This is a genomic window from Erythrobacter sp. GH1-10 (genome assembly GCF_045363165.1).
Taxonomy (GTDB): domain Bacteria; phylum Pseudomonadota; class Alphaproteobacteria; order Sphingomonadales; family Sphingomonadaceae; genus Erythrobacter.
The window spans coordinates 115,892-134,117 of sequence record NZ_JBJFLP010000001.1 but is presented as its reverse complement, the minus strand read 5'-3'; the positions used below and the strand labels follow the sequence as shown (position 1 = coordinate 134,117).

Genomic DNA, 18,226 nt, shown 5'->3' with positions numbered 1-18,226 from the left:
CGGATTTGTCACATGCCTGTTACATCTTGCCGATAACGACCCGGCAACCCTGATCAAAGGATGACTTCCATGAAATCGCCAAGCACAATTACCCTTGCTCTCGCCGCCACTCTCTCGCTCGTTGCCTGCGACAGCACCGGCGGCGGCAGCAGCACGCGCGAATCGATCCGCGCGGTCGGTTCGTCGACCGTTTATCCCTTCGCCAAGCAGGTCGCGGAGAGCTTCGCGCGCTCGAACACGGGCTTCGCATCGCCGCTGATCGAATCGACCGGCACCGGCGGCGGTATCCAGCTGTTCTGCTCGGGTCTCGGCCCGGACACCCCCGATATGGCGAATGCCTCGCGCCGCATGAAGGTTTCCGAATTCGAACGTTGCCAGGCCAACGGCGTCGAAGAGGTCATCGAGCTTCAGGTCGGTCTGGACGGGATCGCGTTCGCTTCGGCGAAGGGGGGCATCATGCTCAACCTCTCGCCCAAGATCGTCTACGAAGCGCTGGCTGCCAATCCGTATGGCGGTGAACAGACCGCCAAGACCTGGGCCGACGTCGATCCTTCGCTGCCGGCCGAGCCGATCCTCGTTTACGGTCCGCCGAGCACGTCGGGCACGCGCGACGCGCTCAAGGAGCTGGTGCTCGAGGCCGGGTGCGACAGCAATCCCGAGATGAAGGCGCTCAAGGAAGAAGACGAAGACCGCCACCAGACGATCTGCACCGAAGTGCGTTCGGACGGCGCCTATGTCGACCAGGGCGAGCAGGACAACCTCATCGTCCAGAAGATTGAGGGCAACCCGCGGTCGGTCGGCATCTTCGGTTATTCCTATCTCGAAGAGAACCTCGACAAGGTGCAGGGCCTGCCGATGAACGGGGTCGATCCGACTTACGAAAACATCGCGAGCTTCCAGTACCCGGGCGCGCGCCCGCTCTATGTCTACGTCAAGAAGGCTCACATTCGCGCCATCCCCGGCCTCGAAGCGTTCCTGCAGGAATGGGTCAAGAGCTGGAAGGCGGACGGCCCGCTTGCCGAAATCGGCCTCGTCGCTTCGCCCGATGACGTGATGGCGGACAACGAGCGCCGCGTGAACGAACAGGTCGCGATCACCAAGGAAGAACTCGGCGGCTGATTCCGGCAATCGGCGGGCTTGGGCTGCGGCGCCTAGCTGAAGTCCTCGCCCGCCATCGCCAACCGGGCCTTGAGCCCCTCCTGGTTGATGTTCTGGATTTCGATCCCGGGGTGGGCGTTTACCTCGGGCTAGCGGGACTTTCTTAACAATAATAGACCCGCAGAATAATGCGAACCGTTTCATCTCCTATTTTTGCAGATCGGCGCAGAAACGGGAAAATCGCGTTCCTAGTGGTAGACCTTTGGGAAGGGATGGATGCTCCAAGTTGAATGCAATTCGTGTGCCTTACCGATATTCCAGATACTCTCTAGCGTACCAATAAGAAAACGGTGGAAGATTTCTGTGTCTGGCGACTGTCGATGCAGCTTAAGTTTATTTAAAAGTAACAAGGTTTGCACTATTCATTGCCCAAATCGTCTTTGGAAAATCCGAGTGTCTAATGGGTCGCAAGCAAACCGAATCTGTGGGAAAGCTAGAGCAAGTTGGTCAGGGTAGAGTCCTTTGGTCTCAATTTGGCGAACAGCGGGAAACCCCACGAGTCTCGCTTTTGATCCGCGCTGCTAAGCTGATCACGAGCGGTGAGGAGTTCTTGTGCGTGGTGCGCAATATATCAGCCATGGGGGTTAAGATCAGGACGTTGCTACCGATTCCCGATGAAGATAACCTGGTCCTGGAAACCGAAACCGGCGAGCGGCACGATGTTGATCTGGTGTGAGCAGAGGACGGTGAAGCGGGCCTGCGTTTCAGAAGTCCCGTCGACGTCGATTAACTCATCAGCGAAGTCAACAAGCCGTATTCGAAACGACCGATAAGACTAACCATTTCCTGCCCGATCGCAATCACTGCAGGGGCTAGGACAGAGACTTCAAGGCTAGTGAACATTTCCCGTTCCGGCGCGCAAATAGATTGCCCGGGTCGGTTCTCATTAAGGGAACGGATCCGCCTCACCATTAAGGGGCTACTGGTGATTACAGCCAGGATCCAGTGGCGCCGCGAGCCGTTTTATGGGCTCGTTTTTGAGGAAACCTTTCGGCTGGATGAGCTTGGCCGTTTTTTCAGCGAAGTAAGCTGAACGAGTTACAAGGGGACCGAGCCGGATCAAACGGATGAGTGCATTTCGTTTCTTCGCCGAAAGGCCCTGGCGATGTTCTCCTCTCGACAAACTATAGTGTTGTTGGCAGTATTTGATTGGCCAACATCAACGCAAGGTTCGAAATTGAGAAGCAAATCCGACCAAAGTGGCTTAGCACTCTTGGCGGTATCTTTACTGCTAGTTTGTGCTTTTTTGTTTCCTGTATCCGTTCGCGCAGCCCCACCGGAAGTGCGGATTGTTCCGGATAGAGAGCTGAGCTTCGGCAGTTTCATGGTTTTTGGCTCCGGATCCCGGACCATCAGCGCCAATGGCGGCGTGATCGATGTGTCGATCGTTCCGCTGGAAGGAAATACGCCGGTGCCGGCGCATTTCACGGTCCTCTATGATCGGGGAAACAACAGCCGTCACGTCATTGATGTAGAGTTGGAATTGGTGATGTCGTCGCCGGTCCCGGTCAGGGTCGGCGGGGTCGAAGGCAAGTTGTCCGCATTCGAGACCGATCTTCCGCAGGCATTGCGGATCAGGCCGGGGCAGGCGATACGCATATCGCTACCTAACTGCAGGACGCGGGTGTGCTCGCAAAGCTTCCAGTTGGGTGCGAGACTGGATGTCACCCGCGACTTCGGAGGAGCAAGCATCGTCATCCCCATCCCGTTCGACGTCGCAGTAATATCGGTCGATCGCGACAACCCCGGCCGTAGGTAGGGCGAGGGGTTGTCCCGGTGAACCACGTGCGCCTGATCCTGTCCGCCACAGCACTGGTCATCGCGATTGTTCCGGTCTCTTCCAGCGCCCAAGATACCGATCAGGCCAGCGGTCAGGCCAGCGCGAGAGTCGTTCGGAATATCAGTGCACAGCCACAGGCTGCTTTGGCGTTCGGCGCAATTGCGGTCGACCGGCAGAACGGGGGCGGCGTGGTGGTTTCCGCCCGCGGCGGCGCCACGAATTATACCGGATCCGTGCGCCCGACCTGCGGCGCAACAGCTGGCTGCTCGTCGCATCCTGCCCGGTTTTCCGTGACCGGAGAGCCGCGCCACGGGTACACCATCAAGCTACCAGCAAATGTCTTTGCCACCGGCAGCCGTTTCGGGGAGGCGCTTGAGGTGACCAGCCTTGAAGCCATCAGCATCGGCAGACCCGAAGCCGGAGGGGCCGGCCATCTCGATGACGCAGGCCGAGACGAATTCCTGGTCGGGGGCATGCTGATCGTTCCTCCCGGGGCGACTGCCGATTTCTACTCGGCTGATCTGCCGGTGCTGCTCGCCTACGAATAGGTCCTGCGGGCTTACCATTCTTGCCGGGAATCCTCGTTCACCTGATTGGCGGAATAGTTAGCACTGCGTGAAGCATGTATCAGCTTTTCCTTAAGACATAGGGGTTAACACGTAAGCCAGACGCGAGGAGGCGAAAGGCTTCGTCCTTCGGTCGCGCTCGCATTCTAAGCGAGCAGAGTTAACGAAGAGACTAGGGGAAGTAACTTGAAGAAGCTTGCAATTCTTGCGGTCGCTGGTGCCGCGATTTCGACTCCCGCGCTTGCCGCGCCGGGCAACACCGACACCGCGACCGGTGCAGCCACCGCTGAAGTTGTTGCTCCGATCACGATCACGCACACTGTGGGCGCCGTTCTGGACTTCGGTACATTTACCGCTGGCACCGCTGCGGGCACCGTCACCGTTGACCAGGCTGGCGTGGGCTCGACCACCGGTGATGCGGTGCATGTGGCGACCTCGGTTGAATCGGCCGACGCGTTCACCGTTTCGGGCGACGCCAACCGCGGCTTCGACATCGTCGCTGCTGGCGGTACGGTTGCGGAATTGGGTGGTGCGACCATGGCGTTCACCACCGATGCTCCCGCGACCGGTACGCTCGATGGCACGGGAGCAGCCAGCTTCACCGTCGGCGGCACCCTGAGTGTTGCAGCCAACCAGACCCCGGGTGTCTACTCCGGGTCCTACGTGGTGACCGCAACCTACAACTGATCGAGGAAAAGGGCGCAGACGGCCGACCGGCTGTTTGCGCCCTTTCTCCATCGGGTTCGATTAATCATGCGGCTTCACACTTCGCTAACCCTCGCAGGGTTGATCGCCTCTGCGGCGATCCCCGGTGCGGCACTGGCTGCTCCCGGCGACAGTTCGAGCACATCGGGGGCTGCAGCAGCTGAAATCATCGAACCCTCGCGGCTCATGAAGCTGCGGGAACTGCGTTTCGGGGCGTTTGCCCAGCCCACCGCGGTATCGACGCTTACCGTGGCGCCCGATGGCACTGCCACCGGCACCGGCGAAGTTGCGACTACCACGAATATGACCCAGCCGCCTTCCGGTCGGGGTCAGGCCATTTTCCGGATCGATGGCACCGCCAACCGGGCCGTCGTGGTGCTGCTGCCGAACACCATCACGATCTCGAACGGAACGGCCACGATGAAGGTCGATACAATTACCGACAACCTCCCGAACAACGGCAGGCCGCGGCTCGACGCAAATGGCGTGTACTATCTCCATATCGGCGGCACACTGAATGTCGACGCATGGCAAGCGCCTGGCAGTTATACCGGCGATTTCACCGTCTCTGTGATTTTCCAATAGCGGACTCTTGCCAGCGACTCAGTGATTCTACATAGATTCGGGAGAATCGAGCGGAATTCGGAGTTTTTCATGCAAGGGGTCGCGTGCAGATTTAGAGGCCCTGCGGGGGCCGCGTTGCGGCTTTCTGTCGCTCTCGCAGCCCTTTTTTTTGTATCCGGTCCCTCGATTTCGGTGCAGGCACAGGATCAAAGCGCAACCGCCAGCAATGCTCCCGAAGGTTCGGTTGGTGGGATGGGTGACATCAATCTCTATCCTCGCCGGGTGGTAATCGACGGTCGACAACGCATCGCCTCCGTGGGCATCTACAACAAGACCGCCAATGAAGGGGACTACGAGATCACCATTTCGAATATGGTGATGTCCCCCACAGGCCAGATCTTCGCAGTCGATTCTCTGCCCGCGGGCGTCACTGCGGAAGGGTTGCAAGCTGCAGACGGGATGTTGCGTTGGTCGCCCCGCCGAGTCACGCTGCTTGGAAACGAAGCGCAGACCGTGCGGATCATGGCCCGGCCACCGGCAGACCTGCCGCCGGGCGAATACCGTTCGCACTTTTCGGTCGTTTCCATCCCGCGCGATGTCGAAGGCGGTTTCTCTATCGACGAAGCCGTAAACGGCGAGGAAGGCAGCGAAACCGGGATCGGAGTTCTTATCCGCCCGCGTTTCGGAATTTCCATCCCGGTGATCGTACGGATCGGCGAGACCACGCTGGACGTCAGTCTCAGCAAGATCGCCATGTTCGGGACCGAGCAAGGTCCGATGATCGGCGTCACGATCGAGCGCAGCGGAACCCGCTCCGCCTACGGCGACCTTGTCGTGACGATGCCCGGCCAAAGCGAGCCGGTTGCGATTGCGCGCGGTATCGGGGTCTATCCCGAAGTGGACTCGCGTCCCTATGTGCTTGCCCTGAACCCGGAATTCGATCCTGCCCTGCTGGCTTCGGGCACAAGGCTGAAAATCGAATATCTCGACGATGACGTTTCGCCCGGCTCCACTCTGGCAAGTCAAGAATTCACCGTGCCGTGACCAAACGCCGCGCAATCCGCCTGATTGCGCCGATCACGGTCGGACCCGCCCTCGTCGGCATCGCGTTGCTCCACCGTTCCAGTGCGGACGTAGACCGGATGCGCTGGGATGAGGATGACCGTTCCTCCCTCGTGAAGGCTGCCCGTCGTCCGCCTGAGGATTCCCCGGAACTGAGGTTCACGCTCCCCGCAGCGGACCGAGCAGGTCAATCGGTTTCAATGCGGACCAAGGTGCAGGCGCAGAGCAGTACCAGCGACCGTGCGCTGGTCGGCAAGATGGTTCCCCCGCCGCTCGTTCCAGACCCCGTCATCGAATTGCCCGAGCCGGCCTTCGGCTTCGATGCGCCGGATCAGACCATGCATGTCGACCAGCACGACCGATCGGGCGCACCAGCCGACCTCGCCATATTCTCGCGCAACGGGCCTTTGTTCCTGCCGGGCGCCGACATCGGTCCCATGGTTGGCGACGAGCCGCTTGACCGGTCCGGATTGGAGGTGCGGTCAGCCGATTTCGTCGATGCGACCGACGAACCTCGCGGCAATGCTCCCGGAATTGGCGAGATCGCCGTGCTGGCAGAGGATTCCGGCCCCATCGTCATCGCGCTGGAGATCGAATCATTGGCGCTGGCCGGCATCGATCGGGCTGTTCCCGGACCTGCCGATGCGATCGAAGAGGTCAGCGATTCTGCTCCGGCATTCATCGTAGCACTGCCCGAAGCCGAATTGCCTGCAGCTTCCATGGCCGACCAGGAGGACACCAGGATCGAAGTCGCCGGGCCGGCTGACGATCCGCTTGCGGAAGAACGTCCGGTTATCGCATTTGAAGCGGCGGAATACCCTGCCGAACTCGCCGATCGGCCGGTTTCGCGATCGGCTGCGCCAGAGCCCTCCGAAGCGCCGGCCGATCCGGTTCCGAAAGCGGGTCCCGGGCCATCGGCCACCCGGCTTGCGGAGGTTGCTCCCCCGCCGGTCGCCGAACCTTCCTCATCGCTGAGGTTGCCGACCAACACGGAGGCGCAGGAACTCTACGGTTCGATCCTTCCTTTCGAGCCGCGGCCCAAGCCGGCGGCGCGCGTCGCCGATGCCGGAAATCTTTCTGTCGGTGATGCGCCGGGTCAATCGACAGCTCCGGCAAAGGCCCAGGAACGGTCGGCTTCGACAACCAGGCCGAAAGTCGCTGTCGCGCTTGATTCTCTCGATTACACGGAGCGCTCCGGGGCCGGAAAGTCGCCGCTGAGCCTCAAGGCGCTGTTACCGAACGAAGTGACGACCGTCCGGAACCGAATTCTGCCTTCCCCCGGCGATACCGGCGGTCCAGTTCTTGCGGATGCGCTGAGCGATGCCGGTTCAAGCCTTGCTTCTGCTGCAGAAGGGGCGGACGGCTCCGCTTCCGGTCCCACCTCAATTTCGGCCCGTTCAAGCACTCCCACTTTCACCTATGAAGACGAACTGATCCTGCAGATCCAGGTATCGGGCGTGCCGGTCAACGATACTATCATCGCCTACGGCAATCGCGATGGCGTGTATCTGCCGCTTGGCGAATTGGGGCGCATCCTTGATCTCGCCATTCGTGTCAGCGACGATGGGAATTACGCCAGCGGCTGGTTCCTCTCCGAAGACCGCACGCTAACCATCGACCTGCGAAGCGGCACGCTCATCACAGTCTCCGGCAGTCGCCCGATGCCTCGGGGATATGCGGTGGCCTTCGATGGCGAGCTTTTCCTGCGCGCTGATGCATTTGCCGAGCTCCTCCCGCTTGAGGTGAAAGCAGACCTTCGCGCACAACGCGTACTCCTCACCACGCTCGAACCCTTCCCGTTCGAGGAACGCATGCGTCGCGACAATGCCAGGGCGCTTCTGAACGCTCGCAATGCGGTGCCTGAACAGCGCCGCTGGCCCAGGGAAGAGACCCCCTATCTTCCGATTTCGGTTCCCATGGCGGATATCGAGCTGCGCGGCGTTTCGGACACCGCCCGTGGGGACAGGGGGGAGATGGATCTGAGGCTGGCTGCCGATCTCGCATGGATGACCGCCCAGTCTTATCTTGGCGTGACGACCCGTGATGGCCTCGTTGCAGCTTTGATTGAGCTGGGCCGCAGGGATCCCGACGCCGAATTGCTGGGGCCCATGCGAGCGACCGAATTCCAGCTGGGCGATGTGTCCACGACATCTATGGCGCTTGGCTTGCGCGGGGCCACGGGTCGCGGAGCCTACATCACCAACCAGCCTTTCGACAGCGTTTCGCTGTTCGACCGGATCGATCTGCGGGGTGTGCTAATCGACGGATACGAGGTCGAGCTGTACCGCAACAATATCCTGTTGGGCTCCACTCGCGATGCGGTGAACGGGCAATACGAATTCCTGCAAGTCCCGGTCGACTACGGTCTCAACGTTTTCCGGCTGGTCTTTTACGGGCCGCAGGGCCAGCGGCGCGAGGAACTGCGACGCATAACTGTGGGCGACGGAAGACTGGCCGAAGGCGAATTGACCTATACGCTCGGTGCGATCCAGCGGAACGTCAACTTGCTGGGCGTGACCGGGCCGGACTTCCGCCCGAGCGACCGTTATGGCGATTGGCAGGGAGTGGTCGAGGTCTCCTACGGCCTGACACCCGGCCTGACCATGGTCGCCAACGGCGCCCTGTTCGAAGATGATGGCGAGGATCGCTGGATTGCAGGAATGGGGTTGCGTAGTGGCATTGGCGGCTTCGCACTGCGCGCCGATGCCGGCATTTCGGACGGGGGTGGCCATGCAATGGGGCTTGGGATCGGTGGGCGTGTGCTCGGGGGAGCCTTTACGCTCTCCCATTTCGAGTATGGCGGCGGGTTCATCGACGAAACGCGAGCGTTCAGCAGCCAGCCACTGCGCCGCGCAACCGAGCTCGATTTCAACACCTCGCTCAATATCGGCGGGCTGGTTTCGGGCACCTACCTGCCCATCACGGTCCGCAGCCGCCACCTCGAATTTGCGAGCGGCCAGAAACAGACCAATGCCACGCTGCGCAGTTCGTTGCGGATCCCCGGAATGCTGGCATCAAGCACCTTCGAATTCTCGCGCAACGAATCGCCGTTTGGATCGACTGTCACCCAGCTCTTCGGCAACTTCGATCTCGCCAGCTTCAACCAATCCGATACGCAGTTTCGCGGCTCGCTGGGATACCGCATCAGTCCTGATCCCGAAATTACAACCGTGAGTGGAGAGGTGAATTATGCCTTCGACGACCGGACGGTAGTGCGCGGCTCGACCGCGTACAATTTTCTTGGCGATGACTTCACTTTCGGCCTGTCGGCGATCCGAGAGTTCGAACGTTTCACCCTGGCACTGGACGGGCGCTACAGGGTCCGGGAAGATGACTATGCCGTCGTGCTCAGGCTCGGATTTAGCCTCGGTCATGATCCGAAGCGAAAACAGGTATTCATGTATCGGCCCGGCCTTGCCTCTTCCGGTGCGGTCTCGGCGCGGGTTTTCCACGATACCGATGGGGACGGCCTATTCGGGGCTGGGGATAGGAAGCTGCCCGGCGTCGGCCTTGCGGTCTACAACAACGCCTCGACAACCGACGCGGACGGATTGGCGATGCTCGGAGAGCTCGGCGACGGAAACCGCGTTAGCGTGCGGATCGATCGATCGACGCTCCCCGATATCCTGATGGCACCCGTGAGCGGAGGAATCGAAATCGTGCCGCGCCCGGGACGGATCCACACAACCGAGATTCCCATCGTGGAATTGAGCGAGATCGAAGGCTTTGTCGCATTCGTCGATGGCAAGGGGGGGCGTGGCGTATCCGGCCTGCGCCTGCAGCTTGTCGACGAGGCACGAGAAGCAAAACATTTCGTCCGCACCGAGCGCGGGGGGTACTACTTCTTCGAGGAGGTAAAGCCCGGGATCTACGACGTCATTATCGAACCCGAACAGGCGGCACGGCTGAATATCTGCCTGAGTGGTGCCGAACGGATCGAGGTCGCGCCGACCGGCGATGTCATTTCGCGCGACCTCAAGGTCGGCCCTTGTACTACGCCGGAAAGCCCGGCCCGCGATTAAGGTTGGCCGAACGCGTGGAGCAGTCTAGCGTCCGGATATGAGCACGCGCAAAATCGAGGCTTGGCATGCCGCGGGGGTGATCGATGCGGACACCCGCTCGCGGCTGCTCGCCTACGAGCAGGACCATGCCCGCCCGCTGGCGCTGTGGGCGGTCTATGGCATAGGTGCGCTGGCAATCGGGCTCGGACTGATCTCGGTCGTGGCCGCGAACTGGGAGGACATCCCGGGGCAGATCCGTCTTGCGGTGCACCTTCTGCTGATCGTGGCGTCGCTCGGCGCGCTGGTCTGGCGCAGGGACGAACTGGCCGCGGCTTCGCCTTGGGCCGTCGAGGCGCTGTTGTTCGTAGCAGCGCTGCTCGGGCTCACTTTTTTGGCCATATAGGTCAGGTATACCAGACAGATTCACCGTTATGGCAACCAATCGGGGCTTGGCTGTTGTTGTTCGGCCCGATCCTGCTGCTGATGGGCAGCAGCTGGCTGGTTGCGGCGCTCGTCATCGGTGGGGCGATCTATTGCGCCTGGAATTACACCTACACGCTCGACACATTCGGCTGGCTGCGCGAGCAAGAAAAAGAGCCGCCTTTCGTCTGGATGGCGTTCGTGACCGGGCTACCTGTCCTGTTCGCGCCGTTCGCTGCACTCATGCGCGGGCGCGACACCCGTGCGGATTTCTGGCGCAGAGTGGAGCAACTGGCGCTCACCTACGCGGTGGTCGGGGCGTCGTTGGCTTCCTCATTTGCATCGATGGGAGGATATTCCGGCGACGATGGCTTGATGGCAGCCGGACCAATGCTGGTCCGCGCCGTGGTCGCTCTGCTTGCGGGTGCGCTGGTTGTCGCCGCGCGGCCGGGCCTCTCGGGGATGATGTCGGGCGCGATTATCGCGGGCGCAGGGCTTGTCATGGCGCTTGCCTACTGGACCAACGATGTCGACCTGCTGGCAGCGCTGCTGTTCATGGCGCTGTGGCTCGGGATTGCCGCCGCAGCGCTCGTCGCGGGCTGGCGCGGTGTATTCCAGCTCGCCGTAGCGGCAATCGCCCTCCGTCTCATCGTCCTCAGTTTCGAGCTCGCCAGCGACCTGCTGCTGAGCGGCTTCGGCCTGATCGTATCGGGCCTGCTGATCATCGGCATCGCTTACGCCGCACTGCGGGTGAGCCGCGAATTCGCGCCGCGTTCGGAGCATGAGGACGAAGAGCCGCCCGAAGGAGGCGAGGCGTGAACCGCGCGGTTCTCTGGGCGGCCATCGCGCTTCCCGCGCTCGGTCTCGGCGGGCTTTGGGCGCTTACCGACTACCAGAGCCGGCAGGGCACCGAATGGGACGTGCCGATCCAGGGGTACGACCCGCGCGACCTTCTGCGCGGGCATTATGTCGAGTTCACCTACGATTGGCCGCTGGTTCGCGAGGAAAGCGACGAACGTGACCTGGCGCCATGGGAGCGCGTTCCGATCGAGCGGCTGTGTCTCTCGGGCGAGGCTCCGGTGATCGAGACGGCGGTGCGGATCGAAAACGATGCCGAAGCCGCGCAATGTACCGATCTTGCAGTTGCCAATCCTTACGGCGTCTACAGCTATGACGGACTGAACCGCGGACGGCTCTATGCCGGTCAGGACCGCGCGCTCGAAATCCAGGAGGAGATGCGCGATCCGGATAAGCGCGGCATCGTGCGCATAAGGGTGCGCGAGGACGGGACCGTCACGCCGCTCGCCATCCGTTTTCGTCCCTTAAGCGCCGAAGAAATCGCCGAGCGGGATACGCCGGAGATCGAGGACGAAACGGCGTCCGAGGAATAACGTCAGATCGGGTTGCCGTCCTGGTCGCGGAAGATCTCGCGGCGACCGACGTGGTTGGCAGGGCCGACCAGACCTTCGCTCTCCATCCGTTCGATCCACTTGGCGGCGGTGTTGTAGCCCACGCTCATCTGGCGCTGGAGCCACGAACCCGATGCCTTCTGGTTTTCGATCACGATCTGGCACGCCTGGCGATACTTGCGCTCTTCGGGATTGTCCGAGGCGGTGAATTCGTCCTCGAAGCTGAAGCCGCCCTCTTCCGGTTCTTCGGTGACCGCGTCGACATATTCGGGAGCGCCCTGCGCGCGCCAGAAATCGGCCACCGCCTCGACTTCCTCGTCGCTGACGAAGGGGCCGTGGACGCGCACCATCGCGCCGGTGTTGGGCTTGTAGAGCATGTCGCCGCGTCCGAGCAGCTGTTCGGCGCCCTGCTCGCCGAGGATCGTGCGGCTGTCGATCCGGCTGGTGACCTTGAAGCTGATGCGTGTCGGCAAGTTGGCCTTGATGACACCGGTGATGACATCGACCGACGGGCGCTGGGTCGCCATGATCAGGTGAATGCCCGCTGCGCGCGATTTCTGCGACAGGCGCTGGATCAGGACCTCGATCTCCTTGCCCACCGTCACCATCAGGTCGGCGAGCTCGTCGACGATCAGCACGATCTGCGGCAGCGGTTCGTAATCGAGCTGTTCTTCCTCATAAAGCTGCTCGCCCGTGTCGGGATCGAACCCGGTCTGCACGCGGCGGCCAAGCGGTTTGCCCTTTGCGGCGGCGGCGCGGACCTTCTCGTTGAAGCTGTTGATGTTGCGCGAATTGATCGAGCTCATCATCCGGTACCGCCGTTCCATCTCCTCGACCGCCCATTTGAGCGCGCGCACGCTCTTGTGCGGCTCGGTGACGACCGGCGAGAGCAGGTGCGGGATGTCGTCGTAGCTCTTGAGCTCGAGCACCTTGGGATCGATCAGGATCAGGCGGCATTCGCCCGGCGTAAACCGATAGAGCAGCGACAACAGGATGCAGTTGAGCCCGACCGACTTGCCCGAACCGGTGGTCCCTGCCACGAGCAGGTGCGGCATCGCAGCAAGATCGGCGACGATCGGCTCACCCGCGATATCCTTGCCGAGGATGATCGGCAGGTTGCCCTTGGCATTGGCGAAGGCCTCGCAGGCGGCGAGCTCCTTCAGCATCACCATCTGCCGGTCGGTATTGGGCAGCTCGATCCCCATCACGGTCCGCCCCGGGATCGGCGAGACGCGCGCCGAAATCGCGCTCATGTTGCGCGCGATATCCTCGGCCAGTCCGATCACGCGGCTGGCCTTGATGCCCGGCGCAGGTTCGAGCTCGTACATGGTTACGACCGGGCCGGTGCGCACCGCGGTGATCTCGCCCTTGACGTTGAAATCGTCGAGCACGTTTTCGAGCAGGCGGGCGTTACGCTCGAGCGCGAGCTTGTCGAGCTTGGGTGCGGAATCTTCGGACGGTTCGGCCAGCAGGTCGAGGCTCGGCAGGTCGAAAGTCGCGAACATGTCGCGCTGGCTGGTCTTCGCGGGCGCGGCCTTTTTCGGGGGGGCCGAAGGGTCGGTGATTTCGGGTGCGCGGCGCGGAGCGGGTTCGGGGGCTGCGACCTCCGGCTTCGTCTTGCGCCGCGCCTTGGGTGCGGGCGTGTCGTTCTCGTCATCGATGAATGCGAGCCGCGATGTCTTGCGGCCGCGGAAGAAAGGAATGCGGCCGAGGGCCTCGCCAAGGAATTCGGGCAGGGTCAGCAGCGCGCGCCAATCTATCGCGAAGACGCGCGTCACCAGCGCGACACCGGCGGCCAGGCAGGCGGTCGCCGCGCCGAGGATGATCCAGCCCGAAGCGCCCTCGCCGAACCGTTCCGCGATCGCTTCGATCGCGCTTGCGCCGAGCAGCCCCGACACCCCGCCGAGCTGCGCGGGAAGCGTCCCGGTGCGGGTGTCGAACGCGAGCGCGAGGACGGTGCCGAGCAGCACCATGGCGATCAGCAGCAACCCGGCTGGCAGCCACCACCGGGTGGTTTCGGGTGCCTCCTCGTTCTCGACATCGCGCCACAATTTGCGGGCGGAAATGTAAAGCAAGGGCAGAAGCAGCACCGCAGGCAGGCCGAAGATGAACAGCGCGCGGTCGGCGGTCCAGGCACCGGCGAGCCCCATCCAGTTGCTCACCTGGTCGGGCGCCGCTGCGGTCGAGGGGCTCGGATCGGTCTGGGTGTAGCTCGCGAGTGAGAGCGCGAGGAAGATCATCGCGCCGAGCAACACGCCCGCGCCGGTCATCTGCGCAATCCGGCGCACCGAACGGCGAAAGCCGGCGCGCCAGTCGGCGTTGGATTTACGGGTGTTGATAGCGCGGCTCGCCATGGTCAGCTCCCCAAGGGGCGGGATCGATAGAACACACCATGAATCCAAGCGGACTCGCGGTCAAGGAAAGAGCGACTAGCTGAGCCCGTCGATTGCCGCCCAGCGGGGCCATCGGAGCGTGTAGGCGCGTTGCGAATCCATGCCACCCAGCGCTATGACAGGCGCCTTGGCATGGCTCGCAAGCAGCCGGAACCGCACGCGCCCCAGCGTATTCCCGCCAGGATGCGAGCGTGTACCAAAAACGGGCGATAAAAGAACGGCATTCGAACCAAATCGGCTCGCCAAGCCGACGTCATGCAGGTCATGCGCCGTTGCCAGATGCAACATCCCTTCTCGGCGCGGGTAAAGCGCGCGTGGGGGACCATAGATACCGTCTGCGCCCCACTCGGTCGCGGTAAGCGCACTGTCGGCGAGGATGACGATGTGATCGCAGGCGCGTGCAACCCGTTTCAAATGAAGAAACCGCTCGAAGCGCTCCGGACCATCGAGATGGTAGTGGCGATAGATAAACCCGCTTCCGCGCGGCAATCGCCTGAGCGATCGCTCAAGCACGGTATCGTTCCGGGCGTCGGAGATCAGCCAGATGTCGGGCAGGGATTGGTCTTGCGGCACTTGGCCCCTATAGCGCCGCGTCATGGAAAGTGCAGCATCTCGCCTCGCCGCCGTTCGCGCCAATATCGAGCGCATGTGCAAGCCCTCGCGCCGCAAGCCAGAGGACATCACGCTGATCGCGGTGAGCAAGACCCATCCGGTCGAGACGATCGAGCCGCTGCTCGAGGCAGGCCAACGGGTTTTCGGCGAAAACCGCGTGCAGGAGGCACAGGAGAAATGGCCCGCGCTGAGCGAAGCCTATCCGGATGTTGAACTGCACCTGATCGGCCAGCTGCAATCGAACAAGGCCGAAGATGCGGTGGAGCTGTTCGACTATATCCACTCGCTCGACCGTCCGAGTCTGCTCAAGGCGCTTGCCAAGGCGATGGACAAGAGCGGCAAGAGCGTGCCCTGCTTCGTGCAGGTCAATATCGGCGACGAAGACCAGAAGGGCGGCTGTGCCATCGCGGAATTGCCCGACTTCCTCGCCAAGGTCCGCGCCGCCGATATTCCGATCGCCGGCCTGATGTGCATTCCGCCCGCCGACATCGAACCTGCGCCGTTCTTCGCGCTGCTCTACAAGCTGGCCGAGGATAACGGCATCGAGGGACTGAGCATGGGCATGAGCGGCGATTACGAAACCGCCGTGCAACTCGGCGCGACGCACATCCGTGTGGGCACCGCGCTGTTCGGACCGCGCCAGAAAACGGCGCCATGAGCGAAGGGCTGGAGCAATTCCGGCAGCGCTGGCAGGGGCGCCTCAACGAAGGCGCCCGCACGACGTTCCAATTCACAGAGCGATTCGGCGCGATCGGTTTGCACTCGACGATCGCGGACGAATTCGTGGTGAGCCTCGGCCTGTCGGGTATCGGGTTCAATTGGGAACTGCTCGACGCATCACCCGAGGCCTCGGGCGAGCGCGCTGCCCTGACCCAGCTCAGCGAAGCGCTGGCAAAGGATATTTCGAATCCGAGCCGCGCATGGCTCGGCGATAAGGAAGCGCGGGCCTGCGCTTCCGAACTCCTGGCCTGTTTCGATCCGGCCACGCGCACCGTCGTTTCGAACCGCTATGACGGCCTGTGGAATCCGATCTCAGGCGCACCGGTCGAGTGGGGCTTCGTGTGCTTCGACGATCACCGCATCGCGCTGCTGCTCATCACCGAAGCATAGAAAAAGGGCGCCCCGAAGAGCGCCCTTCTCCCTTTTCAAGCTGACCGTTTCGATCAGAATTCGAAGGTCAGTTCCGCACCGATATTGCGGCCCTTCGCGAGCGGCGAGAGCGTGCCGCCGGCCGGATAGGCATCGAACGGGCGGTTCACGCCGTTCGAAAGCGGACCGCCGAACGGCAGCTGGGTATCGCCACCGGCCTGCACCTGATCGAGCAGGTTGCGACCGTAGATCGAGATCGCGAGGCCATCCATCGGCGTTTCCCAGGTGATGTTGGCATCGAGGATCGATGCGTCCTGGATCCAGCCGAAGTTGTTGTCGGTGTAGGCGAACTCGTCACGATACTGGTAGTTCACCCGGCTGAGGATCGCACCGCGATCGAGCAGCAGCTCGTGGATGAAGCCCACGCCCCAGGTCACCTCCGGCACACGCGGCAGGCGCAGATCAAGATCGGCATCGTCGATCACGCCGTCGCCCGAAATGTCGAACCGGACCTCGTTGTAACTGTCGTCGATAATGCCGATGTTCGCGGTGAAAATCAGCGAATCCGACAACTGAACACGGCCTTCCGCTTCGATCCCGAAGATCTCCGCATCGGCGGTGTTCAGGATGAACTGCGAAACACCTGCGGTCGGCGAACTCTGGTTCACTTCACGCTGCATGTTGTCGATCTTGGTCAGGTAGACCGCAGTGTTGAGGGTGAAGGTCCCGTCCGCAGTCTGGAATTTGCCGCCGATCTCGTAGTTGTCGACGCGCTCTTCGTCGAACCCGAAATTGCCGTTGGTCGCGGGGACCACGACGTTCTCGAACACGGTCGCGTTGGTGATGCGGAAGTTGTAGCCGCCCGAACGGTAACCGCGGGTCCAGTGGCCGTAGATCTGGCCATTGTCGAATTCATACTGCACGCCGAGCTTTGGCGACCAGTTTTCCCACGAGTTGTCGTCGGTAAAGCCGTTGTTCTCGGTGGGAATGAACGGGTTGGTGCCGCTCGTCGGGCAGGTGCCTTCGACCACCGAGCACATCGGACGCGGACGGACATAGGTAACGCCTGCATCCTTTTCTTCGCGGCTCCAGCGGATCCCCGCGATGACCGAGAAGCGGTCGGTCAGATAGATTTGGCCCGCAGCGAACACGCCGAGCACCTGGTGGTCCTGCGAACCGCCGCCATAGAAGGTAAGCGGCGAAAGCGGAGGCAGGTCTCGGATTTCGGTGTAGTCGATCGACTGGTCGAAATAGAACCCGCCGACTGTCAGGTCGAAGCTGTCGGTCGAAACCGCATAGCGGATTTCGTTCGAGATCTGCTCCTGCTCGGTTTCGGTGCTCGAATGGAACCCGAAGAAAGGCAGGCTGTCGATATCGCCCAGCGTCGTCGCCGAATATTTGCGATAGCCGAAGATGTTGGTCAGCGTACCCGGGCCGATGTCGAGCTCTGCGGTTAGCGAGCCGGTCCAGATTTCGTTGTCGTAATTGCCCGGCTCGTCGATCGAGATATCGAACGTGTCACGCTCGAACAGGCCGCGGTTCTGGCCGGAGGGGCCGTCGCCTTCGCTGGTGAAATAGTCGAGCTTGCCGGTTACGGTCAGATCGCCGAGCCGCGCTTCGAGAGCGCCGCGCAGGATCTTGGTCTCCGCCGCACCATGGTTCGAACCGTCGAACAGGTTGCGGAAGTAGCCTTCGTCGTTGTTGTAGTAGGCGCCGATCTTGAACAGCAGCACGTCTTCGACGATCGGACCCGAGATGACGCCGCTTGCGGTGTAGTTCGCACCGCCGCGACCGCTATCGATGGGACCGTCGACCGCGGCGCGGAACTTGCCGCGGAAGTCCTCGGTCGGGTTGCCGGTGTTGATCAGCACCGCGCCGCCCGTGGTGTTGCGACCGAACAGGATGCCCTGCGGACCGCGCAGGATTTCGACGCTTTCTAGGTCGAAAAGGTCGAACACGACGCCGCCGTTGAAACCGAGATAGACGCCGTCGACGAAGACGCCGACCGTCGGGTCGATCGAGGGGATCGACGAGTTGATGCCGAGGCCGCGGATCGAGAAGTTCGCGGTGCCGCGACTGGTGCCGATCTGGTCGAGCGACACGTTCGGAGCGGAATAGGTGAGGCCCTGAACGTCGCGCACCTTCAGCGCTTCGAGCGAATCCGCATTGAACGCGGTCACGGCCAGCGGCACGTCCTGCACGTCTTCGGGGTTCTGCGTCTTGGTGCCGGTCACGACGATGGTGTTGATGCTGCCCAGCGATCCGGTGCGCTGCGCGGGTGCAGCCTCCTCAGCCATGTCTTCGTCTTCATCGCCCGTGTCCTGGGCGTGAGCTGCGAAGGGGAAGGCAGCGGTGGTGCAAAGAAGCAGCGCAAGTTTGGCAAACTTGGGGGTGCGCCGCGTGGGGGTACGAAAATTCATTGAAAACTCTCCCTGACGTAAGGGCAACGGCCAATAACAATAGGTCC

General features: G+C 62.1%; 17 protein-coding genes. 14 read left to right on the top strand and 3 right to left on the bottom strand.

Annotated features, from left to right (window positions below; genetic code table 11):
* The first annotated feature begins 69 nt into the window (after positions 1-69).
* The 12 genes from ACI5KX_RS00665 (at position 70) to ACI5KX_RS00610 (ending at position 11,647) form a co-directional block, all read left to right on the top strand.
* Entirely contained in the window at positions 70-1,119 is a 1,050-nt protein-coding gene (locus ACI5KX_RS00665; protein ID WP_406808753.1) for a substrate-binding domain-containing protein, read from the top strand.
* 439 nt (positions 1,120-1,558) lie between these two features.
* A complete protein-coding gene (locus ACI5KX_RS00660) occupies positions 1,559-1,834 on the top strand; it encodes a hypothetical protein (RefSeq protein ID WP_406808752.1) in 276 nt (91 codons plus the stop codon).
* Positions 1,835-1,891: 57 nt separating this feature from the next.
* A complete protein-coding gene (locus ACI5KX_RS00655; RefSeq protein WP_406811288.1) occupies positions 1,892-2,191 on the top strand; it encodes a PilZ domain-containing protein in 300 nt (99 codons plus the stop codon).
* A gap of 180 nt (positions 2,192-2,371) precedes the next feature.
* Entirely contained in the window at positions 2,372-2,917 is a 546-nt protein-coding gene (locus tag ACI5KX_RS00650; RefSeq protein ID WP_406808751.1) for a DUF4402 domain-containing protein, read from the top strand.
* A 17-nt stretch (positions 2,918-2,934) separates the two neighbouring features.
* Entirely contained in the window at positions 2,935-3,486 is a 552-nt protein-coding gene (locus ACI5KX_RS00645) for a DUF4402 domain-containing protein (RefSeq protein WP_406808750.1), read from the top strand.
* 204 nt (positions 3,487-3,690) lie between these two features.
* A complete protein-coding gene (locus ACI5KX_RS00640) occupies positions 3,691-4,191 on the top strand; it encodes a DUF4402 domain-containing protein (protein WP_406808749.1) in 501 nt (166 codons plus the stop codon).
* 66 nt (positions 4,192-4,257) lie between these two features.
* Positions 4,258-4,794 (top strand): DUF4402 domain-containing protein, encoded by a 537-nt coding sequence (locus tag ACI5KX_RS00635; RefSeq protein WP_406808748.1) that lies wholly within the window; start codon positions 4,258-4,260, stop codon positions 4,792-4,794.
* A 231-nt stretch (positions 4,795-5,025) separates the two neighbouring features.
* Positions 5,026-5,817 carry a hypothetical protein gene (locus ACI5KX_RS00630; RefSeq protein ID WP_406808747.1) on the top strand — a complete coding sequence of 264 codons (792 nt, stop codon included), beginning with the start codon at positions 5,026-5,028 and terminating at the stop codon, positions 5,815-5,817.
* Complete coding sequence (locus tag ACI5KX_RS00625; protein ID WP_406808746.1) at positions 5,814-9,857, top strand: hypothetical protein; 4,044 nt, start codon at positions 5,814-5,816, stop codon at positions 9,855-9,857. Before ACI5KX_RS00630 ends, ACI5KX_RS00625 begins: the two co-directional genes overlap by 4 nt.
* A gap of 37 nt (positions 9,858-9,894) precedes the next feature.
* Positions 9,895-10,239 (top strand): DUF2157 domain-containing protein, encoded by a 345-nt coding sequence (locus tag ACI5KX_RS00620; RefSeq protein ID WP_406808745.1) that lies wholly within the window; start codon positions 9,895-9,897, stop codon positions 10,237-10,239.
* 53 nt (positions 10,240-10,292) lie between these two features.
* On the top strand, positions 10,293-11,075 hold the full coding sequence (locus ACI5KX_RS00615) for a hypothetical protein (RefSeq protein WP_406808744.1): 783 nt from the start codon (positions 10,293-10,295) through the stop codon (positions 11,073-11,075).
* The gene (locus tag ACI5KX_RS00610; RefSeq protein ID WP_406808743.1) at positions 11,072-11,647 is read left to right on the top strand and encodes a GDYXXLXY domain-containing protein; all 576 of its coding nucleotides are present in this window, start codon (positions 11,072-11,074) and stop codon (positions 11,645-11,647) included. Before ACI5KX_RS00615 ends, ACI5KX_RS00610 begins: the two co-directional genes overlap by 4 nt.
* 2 nt (positions 11,648-11,649) lie before the next feature.
* On the opposite strand, the gene ACI5KX_RS00605 is transcribed toward ACI5KX_RS00610, so the two are convergent.
* Positions 11,650-14,019, bottom strand: a complete 2,370-nt coding sequence (locus tag ACI5KX_RS00605) for a DNA translocase FtsK 4TM domain-containing protein (protein ID WP_406808742.1) — start codon at positions 14,017-14,019, stop codon at positions 11,650-11,652.
* A 75-nt stretch (positions 14,020-14,094) separates the two neighbouring features.
* Positions 14,095-14,631 carry a thiamine phosphate synthase gene (locus ACI5KX_RS00600; RefSeq protein ID WP_406808741.1) on the bottom strand — a complete coding sequence of 179 codons (537 nt, stop codon included), beginning with the start codon at positions 14,629-14,631 and terminating at the stop codon, positions 14,095-14,097.
* A 22-nt stretch (positions 14,632-14,653) separates the two neighbouring features.
* Between ACI5KX_RS00600 and ACI5KX_RS00595 the strand changes: the two genes are divergently transcribed.
* Positions 14,654-15,328, top strand: coding sequence for a YggS family pyridoxal phosphate-dependent enzyme (locus tag ACI5KX_RS00595; RefSeq protein ID WP_406808740.1), 675 nt, complete (start codon positions 14,654-14,656; stop codon positions 15,326-15,328).
* Complete coding sequence (locus tag ACI5KX_RS00590; RefSeq protein ID WP_406808739.1) at positions 15,325-15,780, top strand: hypothetical protein; 456 nt, start codon at positions 15,325-15,327, stop codon at positions 15,778-15,780. Before ACI5KX_RS00595 ends, ACI5KX_RS00590 begins: the two co-directional genes overlap by 4 nt.
* 53 nt (positions 15,781-15,833) lie before the next feature.
* Here ACI5KX_RS00590 and ACI5KX_RS00585 read toward each other — a convergent pair whose 3' ends face one another.
* On the bottom strand, positions 15,834-18,179 hold the full coding sequence (locus ACI5KX_RS00585; protein ID WP_406808738.1) for a TonB-dependent receptor: 2,346 nt from the start codon (positions 18,177-18,179) through the stop codon (positions 15,834-15,836).
* Between the last annotated feature and the right edge of the window lie 47 nt (positions 18,180-18,226).